This window comes from Streptomyces flavalbus (assembly GCF_042674625.1).
Lineage (GTDB): Bacteria > Actinomycetota > Actinomycetes > Streptomycetales > Streptomycetaceae > Streptomyces > Streptomyces flavalbus.
Genome location: NZ_JBHTEB010000001.1, coordinates 6,280,763 through 6,303,682 on the forward strand (window position 1 = coordinate 6,280,763; position 22,920 = coordinate 6,303,682).

A 22,920-nucleotide genomic window follows, 5' to 3' on the forward strand; every position below is an offset into this window, starting at 1 on the left:
CCGAGGCACGCGGAAGGCACCCACGGGGCGGGCCGTCCGCCGTTCTCGCCGGTCCGGCGGGGGTGAGGGGTGAGTGGGGGCCCGCGCGGCGGATACCTTTGGGTCGTGCAGCCAGCAAGAGAACAACCCCCTGAGCGGCCCGCCGGACCCCCCGGGCGGCCCACGGGGCCCGTCGACCGCCCCGCCGCCCCCACCGGGGGAGCGACCGCCCTCACCGGGCACCCCGCGGGGCGTCTCCACCGCGCCCGCGCGCTCTACCGGAACGTCTCCAAGCGGCGCACCGCCTGGCTGCTGCTGAAGGACACCGTCAACTCCTGCATCGAGTACCGCATCCTCGGCCTGGCCGCCGAGGCCGCGTTCTTCACCCTGCTGTCCGTGCCGCCGCTGCTGCTCAGCCTGATCGGCCTGCTCGGCTACGTCGACGACTGGACCGGCACCGACAGCATCAGCAGCCTGGAGAGCAACCTCCTGGAGGCGTCCAGGACCGTCCTGTCCGACAAGGGCGTCCGGCAGATCGCGCAGCCCATCCTCGACGACGTGATGCAGGGCGGACGGCCCGACGTCATCTCCATCGGCTTCCTGTTCGCCCTGTGGTCGGGCTCCCGCGCGGTGAACGTCTTCATCGACACCATCACCGTCATGTACGGCCTCGACGGCGTGCGCGGCATCGTCAAGACCCGCCTGGTGGCGTTCGCGTTGTTCGTCGCCGCGCTGCTGATCGGCTCCATCGCGCTGCCGCTGATGGTCGCCGGGCCGGACGCCGTCGTACGCATTTTGCCCTGGTCGACGACCGTGGTGCAGATCCTGTACTGGCCGGTCGTCCTCGTCCTGTCCGTCGCCTTCCTCACCACCCTGTACCACGTGTCCGTGCCGGTGCGCTCACCGTGGATCGAGGACGTGCCGGGCGCCCTCGTCGCCCTCGCCATGTGGGTGCTCGGCAGCTTCCTGCTGCGCATCTACCTCACCAACACGGTGGAGGGCGCCACGATCTACGGCTCCCTCGCCGCCGCCGTCGCCGTGCTGCTGTGGATCGGCGTGTCCGCGTTCGCGGTGCTCGTCGGCGCCGCCGTCAACGCGGCCATCGACCGCGTGTGGCCCGCCGCCGCGACCGCCGCCGCCCGCGCCGCCAACGAACGCGTCCGCGAGGCCCAGGTCGCCGAGTACGTCGCCCGCGCGGCAGCCGCCCGCGAGGCCGCCGAGCCCGACGACCCGGACGACCCCGACATGCCGTCCGAGTTCCCCGAACGCTGGTCGCGCTTCCTCCCCCGGAGGACGTCACGGCCCGCTTCCGCACCCACGCCAAGAGCACGCACAAGGGGGAGGGCGAGCACGGGTCGGGCGAGTGACCCCGGGGCGGGTCACGCCTTCCAGGCGCCCGCCCCGGCGGCCTCGGCCGCGAACGCGGCGAAGTCGCGCGGCTCGCGGCCCAGCACCCGGCGCAAACCGTCCGAGAGGCGGGCGTTGCGGCCGTCGAGGAGGGTCTCGAAGATCCCCACCAGGAACGCGGCCTCCGCCTCCGGCACCCCGAACCCGGCGAGCCGCTCCCCGTACTCCCGCGCGGGCACCTCCCGGTACGTCAGCTCCCGGCCCGCCGCCCGCGCCACCTCCGCCACCGCCTCGCCGAACGTCAGCAGGCGCGGCCCCGACACCTCGACCACCGCACCGCCGTACCGGCCGCCGTCCCCGTCCTCGCCTTCGTCCGCCAGCACGGCGACCGCCACCTCCGCGACGTCCCGCACGTCGACGAACGGCTCCGGCACCCCGCCCCCGGGGAACACCAGCCCCCCGCTCATCCGCAGTTCCTCCGCCAGCGGCCCCTCGCTGAAGTTCTGCGCGAACCACGCGGCCCGTACGACGGTCACGACGGCCCCTGACGCCCGTACCGCCTCCTCCGTGGCCAGCGCCTCCCGCTCGCCGCGCGCCGACAGCAGCACCAGCCGCCGCACCCCCAGCGAGACCGCCTCCCGCGCGAGCGCGCCCATCGCCTCGGTGGCCGCCGGGGCGCCGACGTCCGCCGGGTGCGCCAGGTACGCGGCGTCGGCGCCGCGCAGGGTGGCCGCCCAGGTCGCCGGGGCGTCCCAGTCGAACCCCCGCGCGCGGGAGGCCGCCCGCACCCGCCACCCGGCCGCCCTCGCGGCCTCCGCGACCCGCCGCCCGGTACGCCCGGTGGCCCCGGTGACGACGAGGGTCCTGCCCTGTACGACTGTCTGGTTCTCCGTGTTCTTCGTCATGCCGTCAGTCAACCGGCGGGCCCCGGGCCCGCCCATCGTCGAGCGGCTCGTTCCCATAAGCGGGCGTCTACGCTGACGCCATGGACGCCCTTGCTGGCCTGTTGGAGGGCCCACGCGCGCGTGGCGCCTTCATGATCCGGGCGTGCTTCGACCCGCCGTGGAGCGTGCGCGTCGAGGACCGCGCCCCGCTGTCGGTGATGGTGGTGGTGAGCGGCGAGATGTGGGTCGTGCCGGACGCGGGGGAGCGGCGGCTGCTGCGCGCGGGCGACCTCGCCATCGCGCGCGGCCCGGACCCGTACACCTGCGCCGACGACCCGGCGACCGCGCCCCAGGCGGTGATCCTGCCGGGCGGTGCGTGCAGTTACCCCGACGGCCGCCCCCTGAACGGCTCGATGGACCTGGGCGTCCGCACCTGGGGCGATGGCCCCGACGGCGCCACCACGCTGCTGATCGGCACCTACCTGTGGCCCGGCGAGGTCGGCAGGCGCCTCCTCGACGCCCTGCCGCCGCTGCTCACCCTGCCCGCCGACGGCTGGAACTGCCCGCTGTCGCCGCTCCTCGCCGACGAGGTCACCCGCGACGAACCCGGCCAGGAGGTCGTCCTGGACCGCCTCCTGGACCTGCTGGTGATCGCGGCGCTGCGGGCCTGGTTCGCCCGCCCCGACGCCCACCCGCCCGCCTGGTACCGGGCGCTGTCCGACCCCGTGGTCGGCCCGGTGCTGCGGCTCCTCCAGGACGACCCGGCGCACCCCTGGACGGTGGCCGCGCTGGCCGCGCAGGCCGGGGTGTCCCGGGCGGCCCTGGCCCGCCGCTTCCACGACCTGGTGGGCGAACCCCCGATGACGTACCTGACGCACTGGCGGCTGGCCCGCGCCGCCGACCTACTCCGCGACACCGACGCCACCCTGGAGGCCATCGCCCGCCAGGTCGGCTACGGCAGCGCCTTCGCCCTCTCCGGCGCCTTCAAACGGGTCTACGGCGTCAGCCCGCAGGAACACCGCGCGCGGGCGGCGGCGTAGCCTGGCTGGCGTGTACGCGGAACGCCGCTCCCGGCTGCCCGGCGCCGTCGTCTGGACGAACACCCCGTCCGGCCCCGGCGCGGGACGCGTGCTGCCCGACGGCTGCATGGACCTGCTCTGGCACGAGGGCACCCTCCTGGTCGCGGGCCCCGACACGCGCGCCCACCTCACCGGCGGCGCGCCGACCCGCTGGGCGGGCGTCCGGTTCCGGCCGGGTACGGCACCGGCCTACCTCGGCGTCCCCGCGCACGTGCTGCGCGACCAGCGGGTGCCGCTCGCCGACCTGTGGCCGACCGCGAGGGCCCGCCAGCTCACGGCCCGGGTGAACGCCGGGGATGACCTGGCGACGGCCCTGGAGGACGCCGCGCTCAGCCTCGCGGCGGAGGGCGCCCCGCCCGACCCGCTGGCCGCGCGGATCGTCGCCGCGCTGGCCGGGGGCCGCCCCGTCGCCGCGACGGCCACCGAACTGGACCTGAGCGCCCGCCAGTTGCACCGGCGCAGCCTGGCCGCGTTCGGCTACGGCCCCAAGACCCTGGCCCGCGTCCTGCGCCTTCGCCGCGCCCTGTCGCTGGCCCGCGCGGGCACCCCGTTCGCGGAGACGGCGACCCGCGCGGGGTTCGCGGACCAGGCCCACCTCTCCCGCGAGGTACGGGAGTTGGCGGGCCTGCCGCTGGGCGAGCTACTCGCCGGGTAGGGGCGCGAACAGGTCCACCCCGTTGCCGTCGGGGTCCAGCACGATGGCGTACCGCTGTCCCCAGAAGGCGTCCCAGGGCTTCAGCTCGCCGTGGTACCCGGCGCCCACGAGCCGCTCGTACACGGCGTCCACCTCGCCGGGGCCGTCGCAGCGCAGCACCAGCGATGCCCGCCCGCCGCCGCCGGGCGCCCGCCACCCCGGGTGGAACGACCGCACGCTCTCCTCGCTGTCCAGCAACAGCCGCACCCCAGCGCCCAGTTCGGCCTCCACGTGCGGATGCCCCTCCGCCCCGTCGGGGAACTCAAGGCCGAGGTGACGGTAGAAGGCGACGGACGCGGCCATGTCGGAGACGACCAGTCCCACGGAATCGAATCGCGTACTCATGCCGTCCACGCTAGGCCGACCCGCGGGGCCCGTCTTGAAGAAATCGGCCGCCGGTACCCGTCGTCCCGGGGTCATTCACAAGCCGCTTCGAAACATTCGGAAAGAAATCAGAAACTTTCTCTGTACCGAGTATTGACGAGCCACCGTCAATCCCTCAATTATCCATCTCTGGGCGACCGACCGGAGTTCGAGACCTCGAACGGACTCCATGTCGTGTCGCCCCGAAAACCCCTGTGCTGCACGGCAGTTCCCTGCACAGCCGCGTCATTCCGTGACCCCTACCTCGGAGGCACAGCCATGGGCTCGTATGCCCTTCCTGGATCTCATATCCATCGAAAGATTCGTGGTTTGCTGCTGGCGCTGGTCGTCGGCGCCCTCGCCGTCGTCGGCTCCCTGGCCGCGCCGCCGAAGGCGCACGCCGCCGAGTCCACCCTCGGTGCCGCCGCCGCGCAGAGCGGTCGCTACTTCGGCACGGCCATCGCCGCTGGCAGGCTGGGCGACTCGACGTACACGTCGATCGCGAACCGTGAGTTCAACATGGTGACGGCCGAGAACGAGATGAAGATCGACGCCACCGAACCCCAGCGTGGCCAGTTCAACTTCACCAACGCCGACCGCATCTACAACTGGGCCGTGCAGAACGGCAAGCAGGTCCGCGGGCACACCCTGGCCTGGCACTCCCAGCAGCCCAGCTGGATGGCGAACCTCAGCGGCAGCAGCCTGCGCCAGGCGATGATCGACCACATCAACGGCGTGATGGCCCACTACAAGGGCAAGATCGTCCAGTGGGACGTGGTGAACGAGGCGTTCGCCGACGGCAGCTCCGGGGCCCGCCGCGACTCCAACCTCCAGCGCACCGGCAACGACTGGATCGAGGTCGCCTTCCGCACCGCCCGCGCCGCCGACCCGGCCGCCAAGCTCTGCTACAACGACTACAACATCGAGAACTGGACCTGGGCCAAGACGCAGGGCGTCTACAACATGGTCCGGGACTTCAAGCAGCGCGGCGTCCCGATCGACTGCGTCGGCTTCCAGTCGCACTTCAACAGCGGCAGCCCGTACAACAGCAACTTCCGCACCACGCTCCAGAGCTTCGCCGCCCTCGGCGTCGACGTGGCCATCACCGAGCTGGACATCCAGGGTGCCTCGCCCACGACCTACGCCAACGTGACCAACGACTGCCTGGCCGTCTCGCGCTGCCTCGGCATCACCGTCTGGGGCGTGCGGGACAGCGACTCCTGGCGCTCGGGCGACACGCCGCTGCTGTTCAACAACGACGGCAGCAAGAAGGCCGCCTACACCTCCGTCCTCAACGCGCTCAACGGCGGCTCCACCACGCCCCCCGGCGGCGGCGAGGGCAGCGGGCAGATCAAGGGCGTCGGCTCGGGCCGCTGCATCGACGTCCCCAACGCCAGCACCTCCGACGGCACCCAGGTCCAGCTCTGGGACTGCAACACCGGCAGCAACCAGCAGTGGACGCTGACCAGCGCCGGTGAGTTGAAGGTGTACGGCAGCAAGTGCCTGGACGCCGGGGGCACCTCCAACGGCACCCGCGTCCAGATCTACAGCTGCTGGGGCGGCGACAACCAGAAGTGGCGCCTCAACTCCGACGGCTCCATCGTCGGCGTCCAGTCCGGCCTCTGCCTCGACGCCGTCGGCAACGGCACCGCCAACGGCACCCTGATCCAGCTCTACTCCTGCCACGGCGGCAGCAACCAGCGCTGGACCCGCACCTGACGGAACGGCCGTAGCCAAGCGGCGGACCGCGGCGAGGCGGTGGAGGCACCCGTGCCTCCACCGCCTCGCCGCGTTAAGGCGTTGACGTGTCTTCGCCAAATGTAAGATCATCTTCTCTGATCTCCCCAGTCGGGAATCACTCGTTTTCCCTGTCAAGTACTGATAAAAGACCCTTGTCTACGGCAAAAGGTGCACATACTTCAATGAGACGGAAGATCCGCGAAACCCTACGGATGAAGAAACGTTTCTCCGTGTTGGCCGCCCCGCTCCTCGCCCTGGGGCTGGTGATGGCTGTCGGTACGCCCGCACAGGCGTACAACACCTACAACAGTCACAATCTCAAGTACGGGATCAACGGCCAGTACTACTGGCTGGACTCCACCGCGTCCAACTCTCACCCCGTCGCCATCGAGAACGGGGTGAACCACTGGAACAACACCACGGACACCAAGGTCTGGTACGTCAGCACTCTTGACAAGAGCAAGAGCCGGATGGACTTCTACCGCCAGTCATCCACGAGCAACTCCTACTGTGCGGTCACTTACTGGTACATCGACACCTCGCGGGTCAGCGCGTCCGATACCGACTGGGTCTGGGGCAAGGTCACCATCGACCCCCTGCTGGCGGACGCGTCCCGCTGCGGCTCAAGCGGCCACCGCGACGGAATCATCGCGCATGAGGTCGGACACGTGATGGGCCTGGCCCACAACAGCAACTCGAGTTCCCTGATGTACACGTACGTGTCCGGAACCACCGTCGACGCCCCGATTGGAGATGACCGAAATGGCATCAACTACCTTTACTAGGAACGGTCGCAGCCGTATTGCCGCGGGCGTCGTCGCTGTCGGGATCGTGCTCTCCCTCTCCGCGTGCGCCAGCGGGACCACCGAGACGAACGGCTCCCCCTCCGTGGCCGCGGAGCAGTCCGCGCCCGGGGCCGCGGACCACATCGTGAACGCCGAAGCCGCCCTCACCCTCGACTACGAGGCTCCCACCTTCGCCGAGTTCGCCCGCCAGCCGCTGACCTCCAACGTGATCAGCGGTACGGTCACCGCCACCCGGACCGTCGTCACGCCGCCCGCCAACATCGTCGAGACGGTTCTCACGGTGTCGGTGGGGCGCCAGCGGAACCCCAAGGGCGCCACCACCGTCGAGGTGCGGGAGCCCGGAGGAATCGTCACGGTCGAACAAGTCCGTTCCGACTTCGAGGACAAGCTCGGACGTGAGCTGACCGAAGAGGAACTGGCGGAGACGGCCGACTACCGCTTCAACGGCGTCGAGCACGCCAAGGTCGGCGACCGCGTCCTCATCGTGGTGGCGGACGACCCCGCCACGGACGAGAAGAACTCCTACACCAGCAGGGCCCGGCTCGTACCCGCAGGGCCCGCGGGTTCCAAGAAGTTCACCTGGCCCGGAAAGGCCATGAACCCGAAGTGGGAGGACACCGTCGACGTGGACTCCGTGATGTAGGAGGGCTTCCTCCTACCGCTCGGCGGATGTGACCGGCGCGTGCAGACGGGGCTTTCGGCGGTTCGGGGTCGGTGAGGACCAACGGACCGTTCCGAGGGCCCCGTCGTCGGTTTCCCGCGCGAAGGCCGCTACCGCCCCCGGTCGCCGGTGGTGCGGCGCAGGCGGCGGACGACCGCCCGCAGTTCCGCGGCGCGGGCCGGGCCCTCGGCGTCGGCGACCGCCGCCGCGGTCGCCGTGGTGGAGGCGGGCGGCGCGGTGGTCCCGGAGTCCGCCGTCCACAGGGCGAGTTCACGGTCGCGTGGACCGTAGGCGACGTGCGGCTCACCGTCACCGAAGACCCGCACGGGGTGGCTCGCGTCCCAGCGCCGCCAGCCCGGGTCGCCGTCCGTCACGAACCGCACCCACGACCCGTGCATCGCCTCGGCCAGCTCATGAGGGGCGCCCCGGCCCGCGAGCTTGGCCGACTCGGGGGCCTCCCCGGTGTCGAAGACGAACCCGAGCTCCAGGCCGTGGCAGGCGCCGAGGCCGGGCAGCAGGGACGGCCAGGCGAACTCGTACACGTACGAGGCGTCGGCGCGCCCGTCGGCCAGCCGGTGCAGCGGCAGCCGCAGCAGGTGGTCGGTGACGAGCTGGCCGACGATCTCCGCCGTACCGACGTCCGGCCGCAGGGCGCGGTAGCCGCGCGGCACCTCGTGACCGCAGCGGCAGCGGGCCATGGCACCGGCGAGCGCGACCGCGCCGAGCCGGTCCACGCGCTCCAGCAGCCCGCCGGGGACCAGCCAGAGCCGGTACTCGTCGCGCGTCCAGCCCATCAGCAGGTCGACGCCCGGCGCCGCCCCGCCCTCCGTCAGCGCCTCCAGCGGATCGCAGGGCACCAGGTCGCCGTCGACGACGATCCCGAAGGCGGGCCCGCCCAGCACCGGGCCGCTCAGCCGCCCCACCTCGGCCTGCGCGCGCAGCAACTGCTCCCGGTCGACGGCCGCGAACGCCTCGGCGGTCGCCGGGACCTTCAGCCGGGCGGCCATCCGGCGCACCATCCGCCGCACCTTGTCCCGGTCCGACACCTCGGGCGGCCCGCTCTGCAGCACCCCCCGCCGCACCAGCCCCCGCGCCCGCGGCGCCGCGAGCAGGGCGCCCGCGCTGATCGCCCCCGCCGACTGCCCGGCGAGCGTCACCCGGCCGGGGTCGCCGCCGAACGCCCCGATCGACTCGTGCACCCACGTCAGCGCGGCGAGCTGGTCGCGCAGCCCCGGGTTGGCCGGGGCGTCCGGGAACAGGCCGTAACCCTCCACGCCCAGCCGGTAGTTGACGGACACCAGCACCACCCCGTCCCGCGCGAACGCCCACCCGTCGTACACCGGGACGGCGGACGACCCCCGCGTCAGCGCGCCGCCGTGCAGCCACACCAGCACCGGCAGACGCGCCCCGGACCCCGGTTCCGGCGTCCACACGTTGAGGTTCAGACAGTCGTCGCCGGGCACCACCGGGTCGGAGAGGTACCGGTCGAACGCCTCCGAGTACGGCGGTTTCGGCGCCGTCGGCCCGAAGGCGCCCGCGTCCCGCACCCCGTCCCAGGGCTCCGGCGGCACGGGCGGCCGGAAGCGGCGCGGCCCGAACGGGGCGGCGGCGTACGGGATGCCCCGGAACACGGCGACACCGTCCTCGTACCGGCCGCGCACCGCGCCGTACGGGGTGCGGACCACCGGTGTGGGCCGCGGGTCCGCCAGGTCTGCCGTCATCCGTCCACCAGCCCTTCGCCGCGCTCGTGCACCGTCCACCTCAGAGCATCACACCGGGCGGAGGTATTCCGGCGCATTTCCAGGTACGGCTCCGTATGACGTTCCCTCGCCCGCCACCGCGCCCCGTCGGGCTCTGTTGCCTCCCCCTGTCGGCCCGCCTACGGTGAGCCCCATGCCCCGCACCCCGCTGCCCAAGGCCGTGTTCGCCATGGACCCGGTGCACCTCCCGCTGCTCTTCCCCGAGCCCGTGATGGCGCGGCTGCGGCAGACGGCCGACATCGACCCCGGCCTCGTCGTCCAGGACCTCGCGGACCCGCGCGCCGCCGCCGCGCTGGCCGACGCGGAGGTGCTGGTCACCGGCTGGGGCTGCCCGCACCTCGACGCCGCCGCGCTCACCGCCGCACCCGCGCTGCGCGCCGTCCTGCACGCCGCGGGCTCCGTCCGCTCCCTGGTCGGCGAGGCGCTGTGGCGGCACGGCGTCAGCGTCTCCAGCGCGGCGGACGCCAACGCCGTGCCCGTCGCCGAGTACACCCTCGCCATGATCCTGCTGGCCGGGAAGGACGCCTTCGCGCACCGGGAGCGCTTCCGCGCCACGCACACCCACCCGACCCCGGCCCAGACCGCCGCCACCGGCAACCTCGGCCGCCGTGTCGGCGTCATCGGCGCCTCCCGGGTGGGCCGCCGACTCCTCGACCTGCTCCGGCCGTACGACCTCCAGGCCCTGCTGTACGACCCCCACGTCACCGCCGCCGACGCCGCCGCGCTGGGCGCCGAGCCCCTGCCCCTCGACGAGTTGCTGCGCCGCAGCGACATCGTCAGCCTGCACGCCCCCGACCTCCCCGAGACCCGCCACATGCTGGACCGCCGACGGCTCGCCCTGATCCGGGACGGCGGGGTGCTCATCAACACCTCACGGGGCGCCCTCGTCGACCACGACGCCCTCACCGGCGAACTGGTCTCCGGCCGCCTCGCCGCCGTCCTCGACGTCACCGACCCCGAGCCGCCGCCCGCCGACTCGCCCCTCTACACGCTCCCCAACGTCTTCCTCACGCCGCACATCGCGGGCTCCCTCGGCAACGAGCTGGAGCGGCTCGGCCGGACCGTCGTCTCCGAGCTGGAACGCCTCGCCGCGGGCCTGCCACCGGCCCACGCCGTGCGCTACGACGACCTCGCGCGCGTCGCCTGACTCGCCTGACCGGCGGCCCGCTGGCCCCCGGACGCGGGCGTCGGCAGATCCAGCAGCGCGCGGACGCGGGAGAGGTGCGCCGACCCGGAGTGCTCCCGCGCGGACCGCAGCTCTCCGAGGAACGCGTCGGCGTCGGACGCCTCGGCCGCCCGCCGCCAGTACGGCAGACCGGCCTCCAGCTCGGCCGCCAGCAGGGCGGCGGGCTCCTCCGCGCCGGGCAGGTCGGCCTCCTTCAGCAGGCCGACGGTCTCGGCCACCGCCTCGGCCATCCGCCCGGCCCAGGCGGTGGCACCGGCGAGGTCGTCGCGGGGCCCCCGCACGGGCTGGAGCACGGCGGCGGCGTTGAGCGGCTCCATCGCGGCGACGAACGTCCGCTGGTCGGGGTCGAGGTCGGCGGCGGCCCGCCGTACGGAGAAGTCCAGGTCGGCGCCGCCGGGCCGGGTGACCCAGCACAGGACCGTGCGCCAGCCGTCCCGCCAGCCGCTGGGGTCGGGGTGGAAGAAGTAGGTCTGGAGCGGTCCGAAGGCGAGCGGGTCGACGGAGTAGTCCAGGTACAGCTCGGCGCACCGCGGCCTCGCGGTCTCCGTGATCCGCTCCCGGCCGGGGAACGCCCGCTCGTCGTCCAGGGTGAACGAGGCGTACGCCTCCGCGCGGTGCGGCTGGTCGCAGGGGACGACCCGCACGGACGTGTCGACCAGCGACGGGGCGCCCTCCTCGGGCAGCGCGTCGCCCGGCGTGAAGCAGTCGCCGGGCGCCAGTTGGTCGAGCGTGGTCCAGCCCGCCCCGGTGACCTCGCCGCGGTCGTCGCGCGCGGGCGGCGTCCACACCCGGAAGTCCACCGTCGGGACGACCACGGCGGCCAGCAGGAGTACGGCGCCGGAGACGGAGAGCCCCGCGACCGCCAGCCCCTTGCCGCGCTCCCCGCGCCGCCGTATCTGCCGCAACGCCACGACGCCGAAGACCAACGCCAGCGGGGCGAGACACAGCAACGAGGTCACCAGGGCGACGACGGCGAAGGGGTTCAGGGGTGGCGGGGGTGGTGGCGCGGGGAAGGGCGTGGGTGGTGGCGAGGGGAAGGGCGGGGGTGTCTGCGGGGGCCAGTAGGGGGCACCGCTCCCGGGCCAGCCGTCCGGCCCGGCGCCGGGCGGCCCGCCGTACGCGTCGCCGGGTGGTCCGTCGTACGCGTCGCTGGGCGGTCCGCCGTACCAGTCGCCGCGGGGTCCGTCGTGCCAGCCCCCCGGCGACGCCCCGTCCTGCCACCCGCCCGGGTAGCGGGGCGGCTGCCCACCGTCCCCCGACGGCGGCGGCGGAGGCGGCGGCGGGGGCGGGGGCATCGACATGGCGGCGGGGCCTTCCGGACGGCGGCACGGGGGCGCGAGCGAACCGCCCGTACGGGGCCGTTAGCAGCGGCCCGGGGTTTGTAGTCATTTCCGCGACGCGGTGTCAAGCGAGGGGACATTCGGGGCGGACGCCCCGAAGCCGCCGGTCTCGCCGTCCCGCGGCGCCCTCCCGCCGTCGTCGGTCGTGCCGTTGTCTTCCCGTGACGTTGCCCTCATGCCTAGGGTGGAGATCACGATAGGAAGCGCTTTCTGTCCCGATGGCCCTCGGGCGGGCCGGAGAGGTGGTTCCCGATGGTCCGTACGGGGAGTCCGAGCGCACCGGCCGCGGGGCCGACGCTGGCGGTCGTCGCCCGCGAGGCCGGGGTGTCGGTGCCCACGGCGTCCAAGGTGGTCAACGGCCGGGAGGACGTCGCCCCCGAGACCCGGCGCCGGGTCACCGAAGCGCTGGACCGGCTCGGCTACGTCCGCCGACCCCGCTTCGACGCGGCCCGGGCGCCGCGGCTGATCGACGTCGTCGTGCACTCGCTGGACAGCTCCTGGTCGGGCGCGGTGCTGCGGGGCGTGGAACAGGCGGCCTACGACGCCGGGCTGGACATCGTGGTGTCGGCGGGGCTGGCCCGCGCCCGCCCGGGCCGTCCGGAGCGCGGCTGGCTGGACAAGCTCACCCTGCGCGGTTCGGCGGGCGTGCTGTTCAACCTGGCCGAGCTGACCGAGGCGCAGTACGCGTGGCTTGAGCAGCACCGCATCCCGTTCGTGATGATCGACCCGGTGCGTGAGGTTCCGCCGGACGTCGTCTCGGTGGGCGCGGCGAACTGGCAGGGCGGCGTCACCGCGACCGAGCACCTGCTCGCCCTCGGCCACCGGCGCGTCGCCGTCGTCGCCGGTCCCCGGCGCGCACCGTGCGGCGCGGCGCGGATCGCCGGGTACCGCTCGGCGCTGACGTCGGCGGGGATCGGGTACCACCCGGAGTACGTCCTGCACGCCGGTTTCGACGAGGCCGAGGCCCGCCGCCGTACGCACGAACTGCTCGACCTGCCCGAGCCGCCGACCGCCGTCTTCGCCTGCTCCGACCGGATGGCGCTCGGCGTCTACGCGGCGCTGGCCGAACGCGGGCTGCGGGTCCCCGACGACATCAGCGTGGTCGGCTTCGACGACCTCCCCGAGGCCCGCTGGGCGGCCCCGCCGCTCACCACCGTCCGCCAGCCGCTCGCGGAGATGGCCGCGACCGCGCTCCGCCTCCTGGTGCGGCTGATGGACGGCGACCCCCCGGAGAGCACCCGCACGGAACTGTCGACGCGCCTGGTGGAACGGAACAGCACGGCACCACCGCGCGGTTGACGAGTGACCGCGGCGGTTGGCGAGGCGTGGGCCGAAGGGGCCAGTCACCGCCGGGGCGGCTACGGCCCCACGCGCCCGCCTCAGTCGTCCGCGAGCCCGGCCGCCCAGCCGATCCCGCCCCGTAGGTGGGCGCGGAAGCCGGGGTCGGCGTACGCCTCGTCGGTGTGGCCGAGGGCGGTGTAGAAGACGCGGCCCCCGCCCCTGGTGTGGCACCACGCCAGCGGGTGGTCGGCGCCCATCCCGCCACCGTCGTACGAGGACTCGTCGGCGCTCAGCAGGACCCGCACCCGGTCGCGCGGGCTGTCCCGGAAGTCGTACCACTCGTCGGTGAAGTCCCATACGGCGGGCAGGTGCCGGGTCGCCGGGTGGTCGCGGTCCTCGACCAGGACCCGGCCCGGCTGGAGGTCGGGGTGGCGCTCGAAGCGGGCGCCGAGGAGGTCGCCGTAGTACGGCCACCCGTACTCGGTGCAGGCGGCGGCGTGCACGCCGACGAACCCGCCGCCGGACTCCACGTACCCGGCGAGCCGGGCCCGCCCGGCCGGGGTCAGGACGTCGCCGCTGGTGGAGAGGAAGACGACGGCGGCGTAGCCGTCGAGCGGGGCCGCGAGCCGCCCGGGGTCCTCGGTGTGGTCGACGTCGAACGCGCCGAGGGCGCGCAGGGCGTCGACGGCGGCGGGGATGGAGTCGTGCCGGTAGTCGGTCGTACGGGTGTAGACGAGCAGTCGGGGTGCCATGACCGCTGACTCTGTCATCCGCCAGCGTCCACGTCGTTGCGGGGGGCGCCGTCGCCTTCCGGGGGCAGGTCGCCGCGCTCCACCGGCGCGGTGGGCCGGGCGCCGGTCGCGGGCGGCAGGAGGGCGTCGAGTTCCTCGTCGGAGGGCCGGTGCACGGCGTCGGCGGCGGCGCGCAGGGTGGCGCGCGGGACGTCGGCGGCGGCGCTCAGCCGGATCACGTGGCCGTCGATGGGCAGGGCGTACTCGTGTTGGGAGCGACCGTCGCGGTACCAGCCGTCGCCGTCCCGCGCGCACACCGGCGAGCCGCCGGTCTGATCGCCGACCGGCTGCCCGGGACAGCTCGCGGCGGTCATCGAGCCGCGGTCCACGGTGAGCGTGAAGTGGGTGCCGGTGCGCCGCGAGAAGTACGCGGCGGAGAAGCCGTCGTCGCCGAAGACGCCGACCGACTGCCGGGCGAGGGTGAAGCCGGGGGCGTCGGTGACGTACACGTGCTCCGGTGCGATGCCCAACACGCCCGCGCGGTCCGCGAGTTCGCGGGCGTCGGCGGTGGGCGGCGCGTCGCCCTCGTCGGCCGCTGACTCGCCGCCGCAGCCGGTGAGCAGCGCGGCGGCCACCAGCAGGAGCGGCGTGACGGACGTACGGGGCAGGGGCCGGGTGCGGTGGGCACGGGGGGCACGCCGGGCACGCTGGGCACGGTGGACACGGAACATGGCGCCCATCTTGCCGTACAAACGTTCCATTCAGCGGGGCGGTGTGCGATAGCCTCGCGCCGATGAACACCATGCCCGCGACCCTGGACCACCTCGTCCTCGCGACCCCCGACCTGGCCGCCACCGTCGCCGACTTCACCGAGCGCACGGGCGTGACGCCCGCCGTGGGGGGCGTCCACGTCGGGCTCGGCACCCGTAACTACCTGGTGGGGCTGGGGGGAACGGCGTACCTGGAGATCATCGGCCCGGACCCGGAGCAGTCCGACCCGGACGGCCCGCGCCCCTTCGGCGTGGACGGGCTGACCGGCCCGCGCACCGTGAGCTGGGCGGTCCGCGCGACCGACCTGGACGCCGCGATCGCCGCCGCCCGCGCCCGCGGCTACGACCCCGGCCCCGGGCACCCGATGAGCCGCCGCACCCCGGGCGGCACCCTGCTGAGCTGGCGGCTGACCGGCTCGGCGCACCCCTCGGGGCTGGTGCCGTTCCTCATCGACTGGGGCACCTCGGCCCACCCCACCGCCACGGGCCTGCCGACGACCCCGCTGCTGAAGCTGGCGGCCACGACGCCCGCCGTCGAGGAGATCCGCCGCATCCTCACCGCCCTCGGCACCGAACTCCCCCTGACGGAGGGCGCGGAGGGCATGACCTACACGCTGGACACGCCGCGCGGCCCGGTGACGTTCGACTAGTCACCCTCGCCATCTTTGCGGGCCACGAACACCAACTCCCGCCCGGGCCGGTCCGGGGCGCCCCGCACGTCCTCCACCGTGAAGCCCCGCGCGGTCAAGTCGGCTTCGACCTCCGCGCGTTCACGGAAGCGCAGCACGGAGTCGGAGACGATCACCTCACCGTCGTCGAAGGCGAGGGTCCAGCGGAAGGACACCAGCGGCCCGCTCACCGCCGTCACGTCCATCCAGTGCTCCACGGTGCCGCCGCCCGGCACCGCGGTGACCTGGTACGTCGCCTCCCGGTTCCACTCCTCCCAGGCGCGCCGCGCCGGGTCCCGGGTCTCGAACACCAGCCGCCCGCCCGGCCGCAACGCGCGGTGCGCCCCGCGCAGGGTGGTGTGCCACAGGGCGTGGTCGACGATGGCCTGGGCGGCGTTGCCCGTCAGGGTCGCGAGGTCGACCCGCAGCGGCGGCAGCGCCGTGACGTTCCCGTCCACCCACCGCACCCGCTCCGCGCCCGGCTTGCCCCGCGCCACGTCCAGCGAGGCCCGCGCGGGCTCGACGCCGACGACCTCGACGCCGCGGTCCGCGAGGGACAGGGCGAACACCCCGGTTCCGCACCCGATGTCGAGCACCCGGCGCGCTCCGAACTCCGCCACCATGCCGAGGTAGGCGTCGAGGTCGTCCCGTTCCCCGTCGAGGACGTCGTAGATGGCCGCCAGCCGCGGATGCCCGAAGATCGCGTCAACCATGGGGCGACGGTAGGCAGCGGGCGCCGGGCGGGCAACCGCATTCCGTCTCCCGTCTCCCGTCTTCCGTCTCCCGTCTTCCGTATCTTGTGTTCAGCGCAGCAGCGAGCGGCCGGTGGGCGCCAGCCGGAGGGTGCGGGGGGCCGCCGTCGACTCCCGCTCCAGGGCGGGCAGGACGTCGTCCCGCGCCAGGGCGTCCGCCGCCAGGTCGGCCGCGTGCTGGCGGCGGGCCCGGTCGTCCGGGTACGAGGTGAGGACGGCGACGACGTTCTCGCCGGTGCGGACGGGCAGCCTGGGGAAGGTGTTCCGGGCCGACTCGGTGCCGAGCACGGCGAGGGGCGCGGGCCCGGTCCGGCGCAGGGCGGGCACGAGGCCGTCCCGGACCAGCGCGGGGCCGTACGACCGTCCCGGCGGGAACGACCACACGGTGACGGCGACCAGCCGGTCCGGCGCGACGGCGTCGGGTCCGGGGCGTGCCGCAGGCGAGACTCCGAGTCCGCCGTCGGCGCCCAGCGGACGCAACAGCAGGACGTCGTCGGAGTCGACCATGGTGGCGTTGGCCCGCGGCCCGTGCTCGGCCCACACCGGGCCGCCGTAGAAGGCGGTCAGCGCGGCGTGCCGTGCCGTCATGTCCGCGAAGCCACGCAGCCAGACGAACCGGTCCGGGGCGTCCAGGTCCCGGAACTGCCCCAGCACGGTCATCCCGACCGCCTCCTGCGTCTCGACGAACTCCCGGTCGAACAACGCGACGAGTTCGTCACGCCGCCCGGGACGCAGGGTGTACTGGCGCAGTTCGACCACGGCGGGACGGTGGACCTCGGACACGGAGGGGCTCCTGTCTGGACTCGGACTCAGGCTCGGGCCCTGAACGCTATGCGGCGGCTGTGACAGGTCCTGTCAGCGTTTCCGGCGAGAAGCGGAGAAGTACCGGCGAGAAGCCGAGGAGAATGAGCCACATGTCCGCCGGACGACTGCTGTCGCTGCTGCTGTTGCTGCAAGCCCGTGGGCGGGTTCCCGCGCGGGGGATCGCCGACGAACTCGGGGTGTCCGTGCGGACCGTGTACCGGGACCTCGGGCGGCTCCAGGAGGCCGGGGTGCCGTTGTACGCGGAGCCGGGACCGGGCGGCGGGTACCGGCTGGTCGACGGCTACCGCACCCGGCTGACCGGGCTGACCGAGGGCGAGGCGCGGGCCCTGTTCCTCGCCGGGCTGCCCGGAGCCGCCGCCGACCTGGGGCTCGCGGCGGACGTGGCGGCGGCGCGGCTGAAGCTGCTGGCGGCGCTGCCGGGCGGGCTGCGGGAGGAGGCGGCGCGCACCGCGGCGGTGCTGCACGTGGACGCCCCCGGCTGGTACCGGGAGCCGGAGGAGACACCGTGCCTGCCGCTCCTCGTCGACGCGGTGCTCAACCGCCGTACGGTTCAGGTGCGGTACCGCAGATGGCGGGAGCCGCGGGAGGTCGACCGCCGTCTGCGGCCCTACGGTCTGGTGCTCAAGTCCGGCGTCTGGTACGTCGTCGCCGCCACCGACCGCGGAGTGGCGACCTACCGGGCCGGGCAGGTCCTCGACGCCCGGCTGACCGACGACCACTTCGACCGGCCGGACGACTTCGACCTGCGCGCCCACTGGGCGTCGTACGTCGACGACTTCCAGGCCCGCCGCTACACCGGCACCGCCACCGTCCGGCTCTCCCCACGCGGCCGACGCCGCCTGCCCGACAACGCCGCCCCGGAGGTCGTCCGGGCGGTCGACGCCACCGCGGTCCCGGTCGGCGACGAGGGCTGGGTCGAGGCGGTCATCCCCACCGAGAGCACCCCCCACGCCTGCGGCGAACTCCTCCGCCTCGGCCCCGACGTGGAGGCGGTCGCACCCCCCGAACTGCGCCGGGCCATGGAGGCGACGGCAGCCGAACTCGCCCGGATCTACGCCCGCTCCGACTGAGCCGCGCGGGCTGGCGCCGGTGCGCTCAAGCAAGCGGGCGCAGTTGTACGCCCCTGGCCCTCGCGGCCCGGGTCACCCGCCAGGCCCACACCAGCAGCACCACCGTCACCACCGCGCCGCCCGCCGCCCAGGCCAGCGCGCCCGGCGAGGTGGGCGGGGACGTGGGGTGGCGGTAGCAGAGCGGCAGCAGCCAGACGGCGGTGGCGGCGAGCGCCGCGGCGAAGGGCAGGGTGGAGGGGAGGGCCGCGTCGGCGGGGAGCCGCCGTCCGCGCAGCCGGGTCAGGGCGACGGCGGCGGGGTAGCCCGCGGTGAGCACGAGCAGCGCGATCACGACGGTCGTCGACCGTGACGTGACGACGTGCTCGTGCCACACGTAACGCTCCCCGGACACCTTCATGACCTGCTCCCGCCAGACGGTCAGCCGGACCCGGTCGCCGGGCTGGAACGCCTCGGCCGCCTCCCACGAGACCCGGAGCCTGCTCAACGGCCGACCGTCCACGAAGTACAGCCAACTGTCCTTCTTCGGACGGTGCGGTTCGGTCCGCTCGATCACCGCCGACATCCCACGGAGGCACTCCTGGCGCTCCGCCGCGGGCGTCTCGGCGGTGCACGGCACGGCCGCCCGCCACGCCCGCTCGTTCGCGGTCACGTCCGGCATCCACGAGGCGAACAGCCCCGCGGCGCCCAGGAACAGCAGACTCAGCAGCACCGCCCCGACCCACCCGCGCCCCGCGCCGGTGTACGAGGTGACGACGGGCGCCTGCTCCGACTGCCCGCCCCGGCCCGACTCCCGCCTCCCGTACCGCCGGTGCAGCGCCCGCAGGGCGGCCAGGTCGGCGGTGAAGGCCGGGTCCACGGACTCCCAGCCACGCGGTAGCGGGAGCGCCCACTTCCGCCCGCTGCGGAGCCCGAGGACGACCCTGCGGTACTCCCCGGTCCCCCCGGACGAGTGCACGACCCGCAGCCGCACCCCGACCTCGACGACCTCACTCCACGCGACAGCGCGCCGCCGACGCCCCGGCCCCCAGACCCGCACCCCACGCCCGTCGGCGGCCATCCGCACGGTCGCGCCCCGCAGCGCGGCCACCGCCCCCACCGCGGGCACCACGCCCACGCCCAGCAGCGCCGGGCCCCCCAACACCAGCCCCGCGGCGCCACCGGCCACCGTCGCCACCACAGCCACCCCGAACCACGCCCACAACGCCCGGCGGTAACGGGGACGGCAGCTCACTTCCCGCACGTCATCCACACCGGCGATGCTGCCACCGGCCGGTCACGGGGCACTTGTGGCGGGTGCGGCAGCTTTCGCACGCCTCAGGTTGCCGACTCCCGCCCCCGCCCCGCCAACACCCCCGCCACCTCCCCGATCGCCCCCGGCCCCACCCGGCAGCACCCCCCGATCAACCGCGCCCCCGCGTCCCGCCACCCCAGTACCCGTCCCGGCGTGAAGGTGGTCGGGCCCTGCCAGGTGTGGGTCGTGGGGTTCCAGGTCTCGCCGCTGTTGGGGTAGACGACGACCGGCTTGCCCGTCAGCCGGGACGCCGTGGTGACGGCGTGGGCCGCGTCGTCGGGGGCGCAGCAGTTGACGCCGACCGCGATGACCTCGTCGGCGTCCGCCGCCAGTGCGAAGGCGTCCTCCAGGGGCTGACCGGCGCGGGTGTGGTCGCCGTCGATGGTGTACGACAGCCAGGCCGGGACCCCGAGGCCGCGTACCGCGCGCAGGAGGGCCGTGGCCTCGTCGGTGTCGGGGACCGTCTCCAGTGCCAGCACGTCGGGCGCGGCGGCGGCCAGCACCTCAAGGCGCGGTCGGTGGAAGCGCTCCAGCTCGGTGACGCTGAGCCCGTACCGGCCGCGGTACTCGGAGCCGTCCGCGAGCATCGCCCCGTAGGGGCCCGCCGACGCCGCCACCCACAGCGGGCGGACGGCACCCCGCAGCCGTGCCCGCCGGGCCGCCTCCCGGGCCGCCGCCACGCTCAGCGTGAGCAGCTCCGCGGCGCGCTCGCGGCCGATGCCGCGCCGGGCGAAGCCCTCGAACGTCGCCTGGTAGCTGGCGGTGATCGCCACGTCCGCGCCCGCCTCGTAGTAGGCGAGGTGTGCCCGCGTCACCGCCTCGGGCTCCGTCAGCAGCAGCCGCGCCGACCACAGCCCGTCGGTCAGGTCGTGGCCCTGCGCCGTCAACTGGCTGGACATGCCCCCGTCGAGCACGACCGTCCCGGCCGCGAGGGCGTCCGCCAGGGGAGGAGCGGTGGGGGTGTCGCCGGTCATGTCCCCGACCGTAGCCGGAGGCGGTCGTACCGGACCCGTTGACCTCCACGTAACACGCCTCTACCTTTTCGGCGTTCGGAATGACAGATCACGTACGAAATGTCGAACCGATCGACCCTCGACCCTCCGAGAGGCAGCCCCCCATGCCGACCCCCGCCCCGGAACCCCCACGCCGCCACCTCCTCAAAGGCGCCGCCCTCGCCGCCGTGTCCCTGGGCGCCGCCCGGCCCGCCGCGGCCGCCGCACCGAAAGCAGCCCCGCCCATGGACCCGCAGGCCAGCTCCCTGACCAACCCGCTCGTCCGCAACCGCGCCGACCCGCACCTCACCCGGCACTCCGACGGCTCCTACTACTTCACGGCCACCGTCCCGGAGTACGACCGGATCATCCTGCGCCGCTCCCGCACCCTGAGCGGCCTCACGACCGCCCCCGAGACGGTGATCTGGCGGGCCCACCCCAGCGGCGACATGGGCGCGCACATCTGGGCGCCCGAGCTGCACCGCGTCGACGGCAAGTGGTACGTGTACTTCGCCGCCGCGCCCCGCGAGGACGTCTGGCGCATCCGGATGTGGGTGCTGGAGAACGCCCACCCCGACCCGTTCCAGGGGAGCTGGGTGGAGAAGGGCCAGATCAGGACCGCCTGGGAGACCTTCTCCCTGGACGCCACCACCTTCGCCCACCGCGGCACCCGCTACCTCGCCTGGGCACAGCACGAACCCGGCATGGACAACAACACCGCCGTGTGGCTGTCCCGGATGGCCAACCCGTGGACCCTCACCGGACCGCAGGTACGGCTGACGACACCCGAGTACGACTGGGAGTGCGTCGGGTTCAAGGTCAACGAGGGGCCGTACGTGCTGCGACGCGACGGACGCGTCTTCCTGACCTACTCCGCAAGCGCCACCGACCACCACTACCGCGTCGGCCTGCTCACCGCCCGCGACGACAGCGACCTGATGAACCCCGGCAACTGGCGCAAGTCGCCCACGCCCGTCTTCGCCAGCAGCGACGCCAACGGGCAGTACGGGCCCGGCCACAACTGCTTCACCGTCGCCGAGGACGGCCGCACCGACCTCCTCGTCTACCACGCCCGCCCGTACAAGGAGATCACCGGCGACCCGCTGGACGACCCCAACCGGCACACCCGCGTCCAGCCCTTCGGCTGGCGCGCCGACGGCACCCCCGACTTCGGCGTCCCCGTCGCCGACGGTCCGCTGCGAGCGGAGGCCCTCCGATGAGACGCGCGTACGCCGCCCTGCTCGCCCTCTGCCTCGCCCTCCTCGGCGCCCTCGCCACCGCCGGGCCCGCCCACGCCGCGCCCCAGACCGTCCGAAGCGGCGTGCAGTTCACCACCACCGCGGGCGCCCCCGTGCACGCGCACGGCGGCGGGGTCCTCAAGGTCGGCTCCTTCTACTACTGGTTCGGTGAGCACCGCAACGCCGACAACACCTTCCGGTACGTCGACGCCTACCGCTCCACGGACCTGAAGAACTGGGAGTTCCGCAACCATGTGCTGACCCAGTCCAGCCACCCCGAACTCGCCTCCGCCAACATCGAGCGCCCCAAGGTCATGTACAACGCGGCCACCGGCAAGTTCGTGCTGTGGGCGCACAAGGAGAACGGCTCCGACTACGGCGAGGCCCGCGCCGCCGTCGCCGTCTCCGACACCGTGGACGGCGACTACACCTGGCGGGGCAGCTTCCGCCCGCTGGGTCACATGTCCCGGGACATCACCGTGTTCGTCGACTCCGACGGCGCCGGGTACATGGTCTCCGCCGCCCGCGACAACTACGACCTGCACATCTACCGGCTCACCGCCGACTACACCGGCATCGCCAGCCTCGTCGCCAACCCCTGGCCGGGCGGCCACCGCGAGGCCCCGGCGCTGTTCAGGCGGAACGGCGTCTACTTCATGCTGACCTCCGGCGCCACCGGCTGGAGCCCCAACCAGCAGCGCTACGCCACCGCCAGCAGCCTCGCCGGTCCCTGGACGGCGATGACCAACGTCGGTGACGCGACGGCCTACGGCTCGCAGACGGCGTACGTGCTGCCCGTGCAGGGCACCCAGGGCACCTCCTACCTCTACCTGGGCGACCGGTGGGGCAACTCCTTCGGCGGGAGCGTCAACGACTCGCGGTACGTGTGGCTGCCGCTGGCCTTCCCGACGGCCACCTCGATGGCGATGTCCTGGTCCCCGGAGGTCACCGTCGACATCGCCGCCGGGACGGTCAGCGGTGTGAGCGCCGCTTACGAGACGCTGGTCGCGCGGCACTCCGGCAAGTGCGCCGACGTGCCCGACCAGTCGCTGTGGCAAGGGGTGGCGCTCACCCAGTACACCTGCAACGGCGGCGGCAACCAGCGGTTCTGGTTCAAGCCGGCGGGAAGCGGTTACTACCAGTTGGTCGGGCGGGGCAGCTCGCTGTGCCTCCAGGAGTACGCCGCCGACGTCCGGCAGGAGAACTGCGCCGACGGTGCCGTCGCCCAGCAGTGGAGCGTGTCGTCCTCCGGCGGCTACTGGCTGGTCAGGGCCCGGGGGAGCGGCGAGTGCCTGGACGTCTCCGGGGGTTCCACCGCCAACTCCGCCGCATTGATCACGTATGCCTGCAATGGCGGCGCCAACCAGCAGTGGACCCGCGGCACTTGAGTCCGTCACACCTCTAGAAAGCGCTTGCCGCCGCGCGGTACGGTCCAGCCGCCAGGAGATCAGCCCTGTCGGAGG

21 protein-coding genes and 1 pseudogene are annotated in these 22,920 nt (G+C 73.9%); 12 read left to right on the forward strand and 10 right to left on the reverse strand.

All coding sequences use genetic code 11. The features are described from left to right. The first annotated feature begins 291 nt into the window (after positions 1-291). Positions 292-1,346: pseudogene (locus tag ACFQZ6_RS28130) on the forward strand (YihY/virulence factor BrkB family protein). A gap of 12 nt (positions 1,347-1,358) precedes the next feature. On the opposite strand, the gene ACFQZ6_RS28135 reads toward ACFQZ6_RS28130, so the two are convergent. Continuing rightward, complete coding sequence (locus ACFQZ6_RS28135) at positions 1,359-2,231, reverse strand: NmrA family transcriptional regulator (protein ID WP_381614295.1); 873 nt, start codon at positions 2,229-2,231, stop codon at positions 1,359-1,361. An 80-nt stretch (positions 2,232-2,311) separates the two neighbouring features. Between ACFQZ6_RS28135 and ACFQZ6_RS28140 the strand changes: the two genes are divergently transcribed. Together ACFQZ6_RS28140 and ACFQZ6_RS28145 are read left to right on the forward strand one after the other, a co-directional pair. Further along, a complete protein-coding gene (locus ACFQZ6_RS28140; protein WP_381614298.1) occupies positions 2,312-3,250 on the forward strand; it encodes an AraC family transcriptional regulator in 939 nt (312 codons plus the stop codon). Positions 3,251-3,260: 10 nt separating this feature from the next. Continuing rightward, positions 3,261-3,944 (forward strand): helix-turn-helix domain-containing protein, encoded by a 684-nt coding sequence (locus ACFQZ6_RS28145; RefSeq protein WP_381614300.1) that lies wholly within the window; start codon positions 3,261-3,263, stop codon positions 3,942-3,944. Here ACFQZ6_RS28145 and ACFQZ6_RS28150 read toward each other — a convergent pair. After that, positions 3,930-4,328, reverse strand: coding sequence for a VOC family protein (locus tag ACFQZ6_RS28150; RefSeq protein WP_381614303.1), 399 nt, complete (start codon positions 4,326-4,328; stop codon positions 3,930-3,932). The two genes, ACFQZ6_RS28145 and ACFQZ6_RS28150, sit on opposite strands and share 15 nt — an antisense overlap. Positions 4,329-4,625: 297 nt before the next feature. On the opposite strand from ACFQZ6_RS28150, the gene ACFQZ6_RS28155 reads away from it, so the two are divergent. The 3 genes from ACFQZ6_RS28155 to ACFQZ6_RS28165 all read left to right on the forward strand — a co-directional run bounded on the left by ACFQZ6_RS28155 (position 4,626) and on the right by ACFQZ6_RS28165 (position 7,535). Further along, positions 4,626-6,065 (forward strand): endo-1,4-beta-xylanase, encoded by a 1,440-nt coding sequence (locus tag ACFQZ6_RS28155; protein WP_381614305.1) that lies wholly within the window; start codon positions 4,626-4,628, stop codon positions 6,063-6,065. Between the two features lie 203 nt (positions 6,066-6,268). Further along, positions 6,269-6,871, forward strand: a complete 603-nt coding sequence (locus ACFQZ6_RS28160; protein ID WP_381614308.1) for a matrixin family metalloprotease — start codon at positions 6,269-6,271, stop codon at positions 6,869-6,871. A 46-nt stretch (positions 6,872-6,917) separates the two neighbouring features. Continuing rightward, positions 6,918-7,535 carry a hypothetical protein gene (locus ACFQZ6_RS28165; RefSeq protein WP_381614310.1) on the forward strand — a complete coding sequence of 206 codons (618 nt, stop codon included), beginning with the start codon at positions 6,918-6,920 and terminating at the stop codon, positions 7,533-7,535. Positions 7,536-7,663: 128 nt separating this feature from the next. Here the strand turns inward: ACFQZ6_RS28165 and ACFQZ6_RS28170 are convergent, their stop codons facing one another. Next, positions 7,664-9,274, reverse strand: a complete 1,611-nt coding sequence (locus ACFQZ6_RS28170) for a carboxylesterase/lipase family protein (RefSeq protein WP_381614312.1) — start codon at positions 9,272-9,274, stop codon at positions 7,664-7,666. A 172-nt stretch (positions 9,275-9,446) separates the two neighbouring features. Between ACFQZ6_RS28170 and ACFQZ6_RS28175 the strand changes: the two genes are divergently transcribed. Continuing rightward, positions 9,447-10,460: a hydroxyacid dehydrogenase gene (locus tag ACFQZ6_RS28175; RefSeq protein ID WP_381614314.1), complete on the forward strand. Its 1,014-nt coding sequence runs from the start codon at positions 9,447-9,449 to the stop codon at positions 10,458-10,460. Here ACFQZ6_RS28175 and ACFQZ6_RS28180 read toward each other — a convergent pair. Beyond that, a complete protein-coding gene (locus tag ACFQZ6_RS28180) occupies positions 10,433-11,800 on the reverse strand; it encodes a DUF4190 domain-containing protein (RefSeq protein ID WP_381614317.1) in 1,368 nt (455 codons plus the stop codon). The two genes, ACFQZ6_RS28175 and ACFQZ6_RS28180, sit on opposite strands and share 28 nt — an antisense overlap. Before the next feature lie 291 nt (positions 11,801-12,091). Here ACFQZ6_RS28180 and ACFQZ6_RS28185 point away from each other — a divergent pair, with 291 nt between their 5' ends. Continuing rightward, a complete protein-coding gene (locus tag ACFQZ6_RS28185; RefSeq protein ID WP_381614320.1) occupies positions 12,092-13,138 on the forward strand; it encodes a LacI family DNA-binding transcriptional regulator in 1,047 nt (348 codons plus the stop codon). 80 nt (positions 13,139-13,218) lie between these two features. Here ACFQZ6_RS28185 and ACFQZ6_RS28190 read toward each other — a convergent pair whose 3' ends face one another. Further along, on the reverse strand, positions 13,219-13,872 hold the full coding sequence (locus ACFQZ6_RS28190; RefSeq protein WP_381614323.1) for a ThuA domain-containing protein: 654 nt from the start codon (positions 13,870-13,872) through the stop codon (positions 13,219-13,221). Between the two features lie 14 nt (positions 13,873-13,886). Then, positions 13,887-14,582 (reverse strand): hypothetical protein, encoded by a 696-nt coding sequence (locus ACFQZ6_RS28195; RefSeq protein WP_381614326.1) that lies wholly within the window; start codon positions 14,580-14,582, stop codon positions 13,887-13,889. 62 nt (positions 14,583-14,644) lie between these two features. On the opposite strand from ACFQZ6_RS28195, the gene ACFQZ6_RS28200 reads away from it, so the two are divergent. After that, a complete protein-coding gene (locus ACFQZ6_RS28200; protein ID WP_381614329.1) occupies positions 14,645-15,271 on the forward strand; it encodes a VOC family protein in 627 nt (208 codons plus the stop codon). Here ACFQZ6_RS28200 and ACFQZ6_RS28205 read toward each other — a convergent pair. Together ACFQZ6_RS28205 and ACFQZ6_RS28210 are read right to left on the reverse strand one after the other, a co-directional pair. Continuing rightward, positions 15,268-16,002 (reverse strand): class I SAM-dependent methyltransferase, encoded by a 735-nt coding sequence (locus tag ACFQZ6_RS28205; protein WP_381614331.1) that lies wholly within the window; start codon positions 16,000-16,002, stop codon positions 15,268-15,270. The two genes, ACFQZ6_RS28200 and ACFQZ6_RS28205, sit on opposite strands and share 4 nt — an antisense overlap. 90 nt (positions 16,003-16,092) lie before the next feature. After that, positions 16,093-16,824, reverse strand: coding sequence for an NIPSNAP family protein (locus ACFQZ6_RS28210; RefSeq protein ID WP_381614334.1), 732 nt, complete (start codon positions 16,822-16,824; stop codon positions 16,093-16,095). A gap of 131 nt (positions 16,825-16,955) precedes the next feature. On the opposite strand from ACFQZ6_RS28210, the gene ACFQZ6_RS28215 reads away from it, so the two are divergent. Continuing rightward, a complete protein-coding gene (locus tag ACFQZ6_RS28215) occupies positions 16,956-17,936 on the forward strand; it encodes a helix-turn-helix transcriptional regulator (protein ID WP_381614337.1) in 981 nt (326 codons plus the stop codon). A gap of 25 nt (positions 17,937-17,961) precedes the next feature. On the opposite strand, the gene ACFQZ6_RS28220 is transcribed toward ACFQZ6_RS28215, so the two are convergent. Both ACFQZ6_RS28220 and mmuM read right to left on the reverse strand, forming a co-directional pair. After that, on the reverse strand, positions 17,962-19,185 hold the full coding sequence (locus tag ACFQZ6_RS28220) for a PH domain-containing protein (protein WP_381614340.1): 1,224 nt from the start codon (positions 19,183-19,185) through the stop codon (positions 17,962-17,964). A gap of 65 nt (positions 19,186-19,250) precedes the next feature. Beyond that, positions 19,251-20,201, reverse strand: coding sequence for a homocysteine S-methyltransferase (gene mmuM / locus ACFQZ6_RS28225; RefSeq protein WP_381614343.1), 951 nt, complete (start codon positions 20,199-20,201; stop codon positions 19,251-19,253). Positions 20,202-20,344: 143 nt separating this feature from the next. Here mmuM and ACFQZ6_RS28230 point away from each other — a divergent pair, with 143 nt between their 5' ends. Both ACFQZ6_RS28230 and ACFQZ6_RS28235 read left to right on the forward strand, forming a co-directional pair. Further along, positions 20,345-21,439, forward strand: coding sequence for a glycoside hydrolase family 43 protein (locus tag ACFQZ6_RS28230; protein WP_381614346.1), 1,095 nt, complete (start codon positions 20,345-20,347; stop codon positions 21,437-21,439). Beyond that, a complete protein-coding gene (locus tag ACFQZ6_RS28235) occupies positions 21,436-22,845 on the forward strand; it encodes an RICIN domain-containing protein (RefSeq protein WP_381614349.1) in 1,410 nt (469 codons plus the stop codon). Before ACFQZ6_RS28230 ends, ACFQZ6_RS28235 begins: the two co-directional genes overlap by 4 nt. Positions 22,846-22,920 lie beyond the last annotated feature (75 nt).

Excerpts from the sequence above, each read along its gene's own strand:
- ACFQZ6_RS28135 (WP_381614295.1), bottom strand. The coding sequence starts at position 2,231 with ATGACGAAGAACACGGAGAACCAGACAGTCGTACAGGGCAGGACCCTC.
- ACFQZ6_RS28140 (WP_381614298.1), top strand. The coding sequence starts at position 2,312 with ATGGACGCCCTTGCTGGCCTGTTGGAGGGCCCACGCGCGCGTGGCGCC.
- ACFQZ6_RS28150 (WP_381614303.1), bottom strand. The coding sequence starts at position 4,328 with ATGAGTACGCGATTCGATTCCGTGGGACTGGTCGTCTCCGACATGGCC.
- ACFQZ6_RS28155 (WP_381614305.1), top strand. The coding sequence starts at position 4,626 with ATGGGCTCGTATGCCCTTCCTGGATCTCATATCCATCGAAAGATTCGT.
- ACFQZ6_RS28160 (WP_381614308.1), top strand. The coding sequence starts at position 6,269 with ATGAGACGGAAGATCCGCGAAACCCTACGGATGAAGAAACGTTTCTCC.
- ACFQZ6_RS28170 (WP_381614312.1), bottom strand. The coding sequence starts at position 9,274 with ATGACGGCAGACCTGGCGGACCCGCGGCCCACACCGGTGGTCCGCACC.
- ACFQZ6_RS28175 (WP_381614314.1), top strand. The coding sequence starts at position 9,447 with ATGCCCCGCACCCCGCTGCCCAAGGCCGTGTTCGCCATGGACCCGGTG.
- ACFQZ6_RS28180 (WP_381614317.1), bottom strand. The coding sequence starts at position 11,800 with ATGTCGATGCCCCCGCCCCCGCCGCCGCCTCCGCCGCCGCCGTCGGGG.
- ACFQZ6_RS28185 (WP_381614320.1), top strand. The coding sequence starts at position 12,092 with ATGGTCCGTACGGGGAGTCCGAGCGCACCGGCCGCGGGGCCGACGCTG.
- ACFQZ6_RS28190 (WP_381614323.1), bottom strand. The coding sequence starts at position 13,872 with ATGGCACCCCGACTGCTCGTCTACACCCGTACGACCGACTACCGGCAC.
- ACFQZ6_RS28195 (WP_381614326.1), bottom strand. The coding sequence starts at position 14,582 with ATGTTCCGTGTCCACCGTGCCCAGCGTGCCCGGCGTGCCCCCCGTGCC.
- ACFQZ6_RS28200 (WP_381614329.1), top strand. The coding sequence starts at position 14,645 with ATGAACACCATGCCCGCGACCCTGGACCACCTCGTCCTCGCGACCCCC.
- ACFQZ6_RS28205 (WP_381614331.1), bottom strand. The coding sequence starts at position 16,002 with ATGGTTGACGCGATCTTCGGGCATCCGCGGCTGGCGGCCATCTACGAC.
- ACFQZ6_RS28215 (WP_381614337.1), top strand. The coding sequence starts at position 16,956 with ATGTCCGCCGGACGACTGCTGTCGCTGCTGCTGTTGCTGCAAGCCCGT.
- mmuM (WP_381614343.1), bottom strand. The coding sequence starts at position 20,201 with ATGACCGGCGACACCCCCACCGCTCCTCCCCTGGCGGACGCCCTCGCG.
- ACFQZ6_RS28230 (WP_381614346.1), top strand. The coding sequence starts at position 20,345 with ATGCCGACCCCCGCCCCGGAACCCCCACGCCGCCACCTCCTCAAAGGC.
- ACFQZ6_RS28235 (WP_381614349.1), top strand. The coding sequence starts at position 21,436 with ATGAGACGCGCGTACGCCGCCCTGCTCGCCCTCTGCCTCGCCCTCCTC.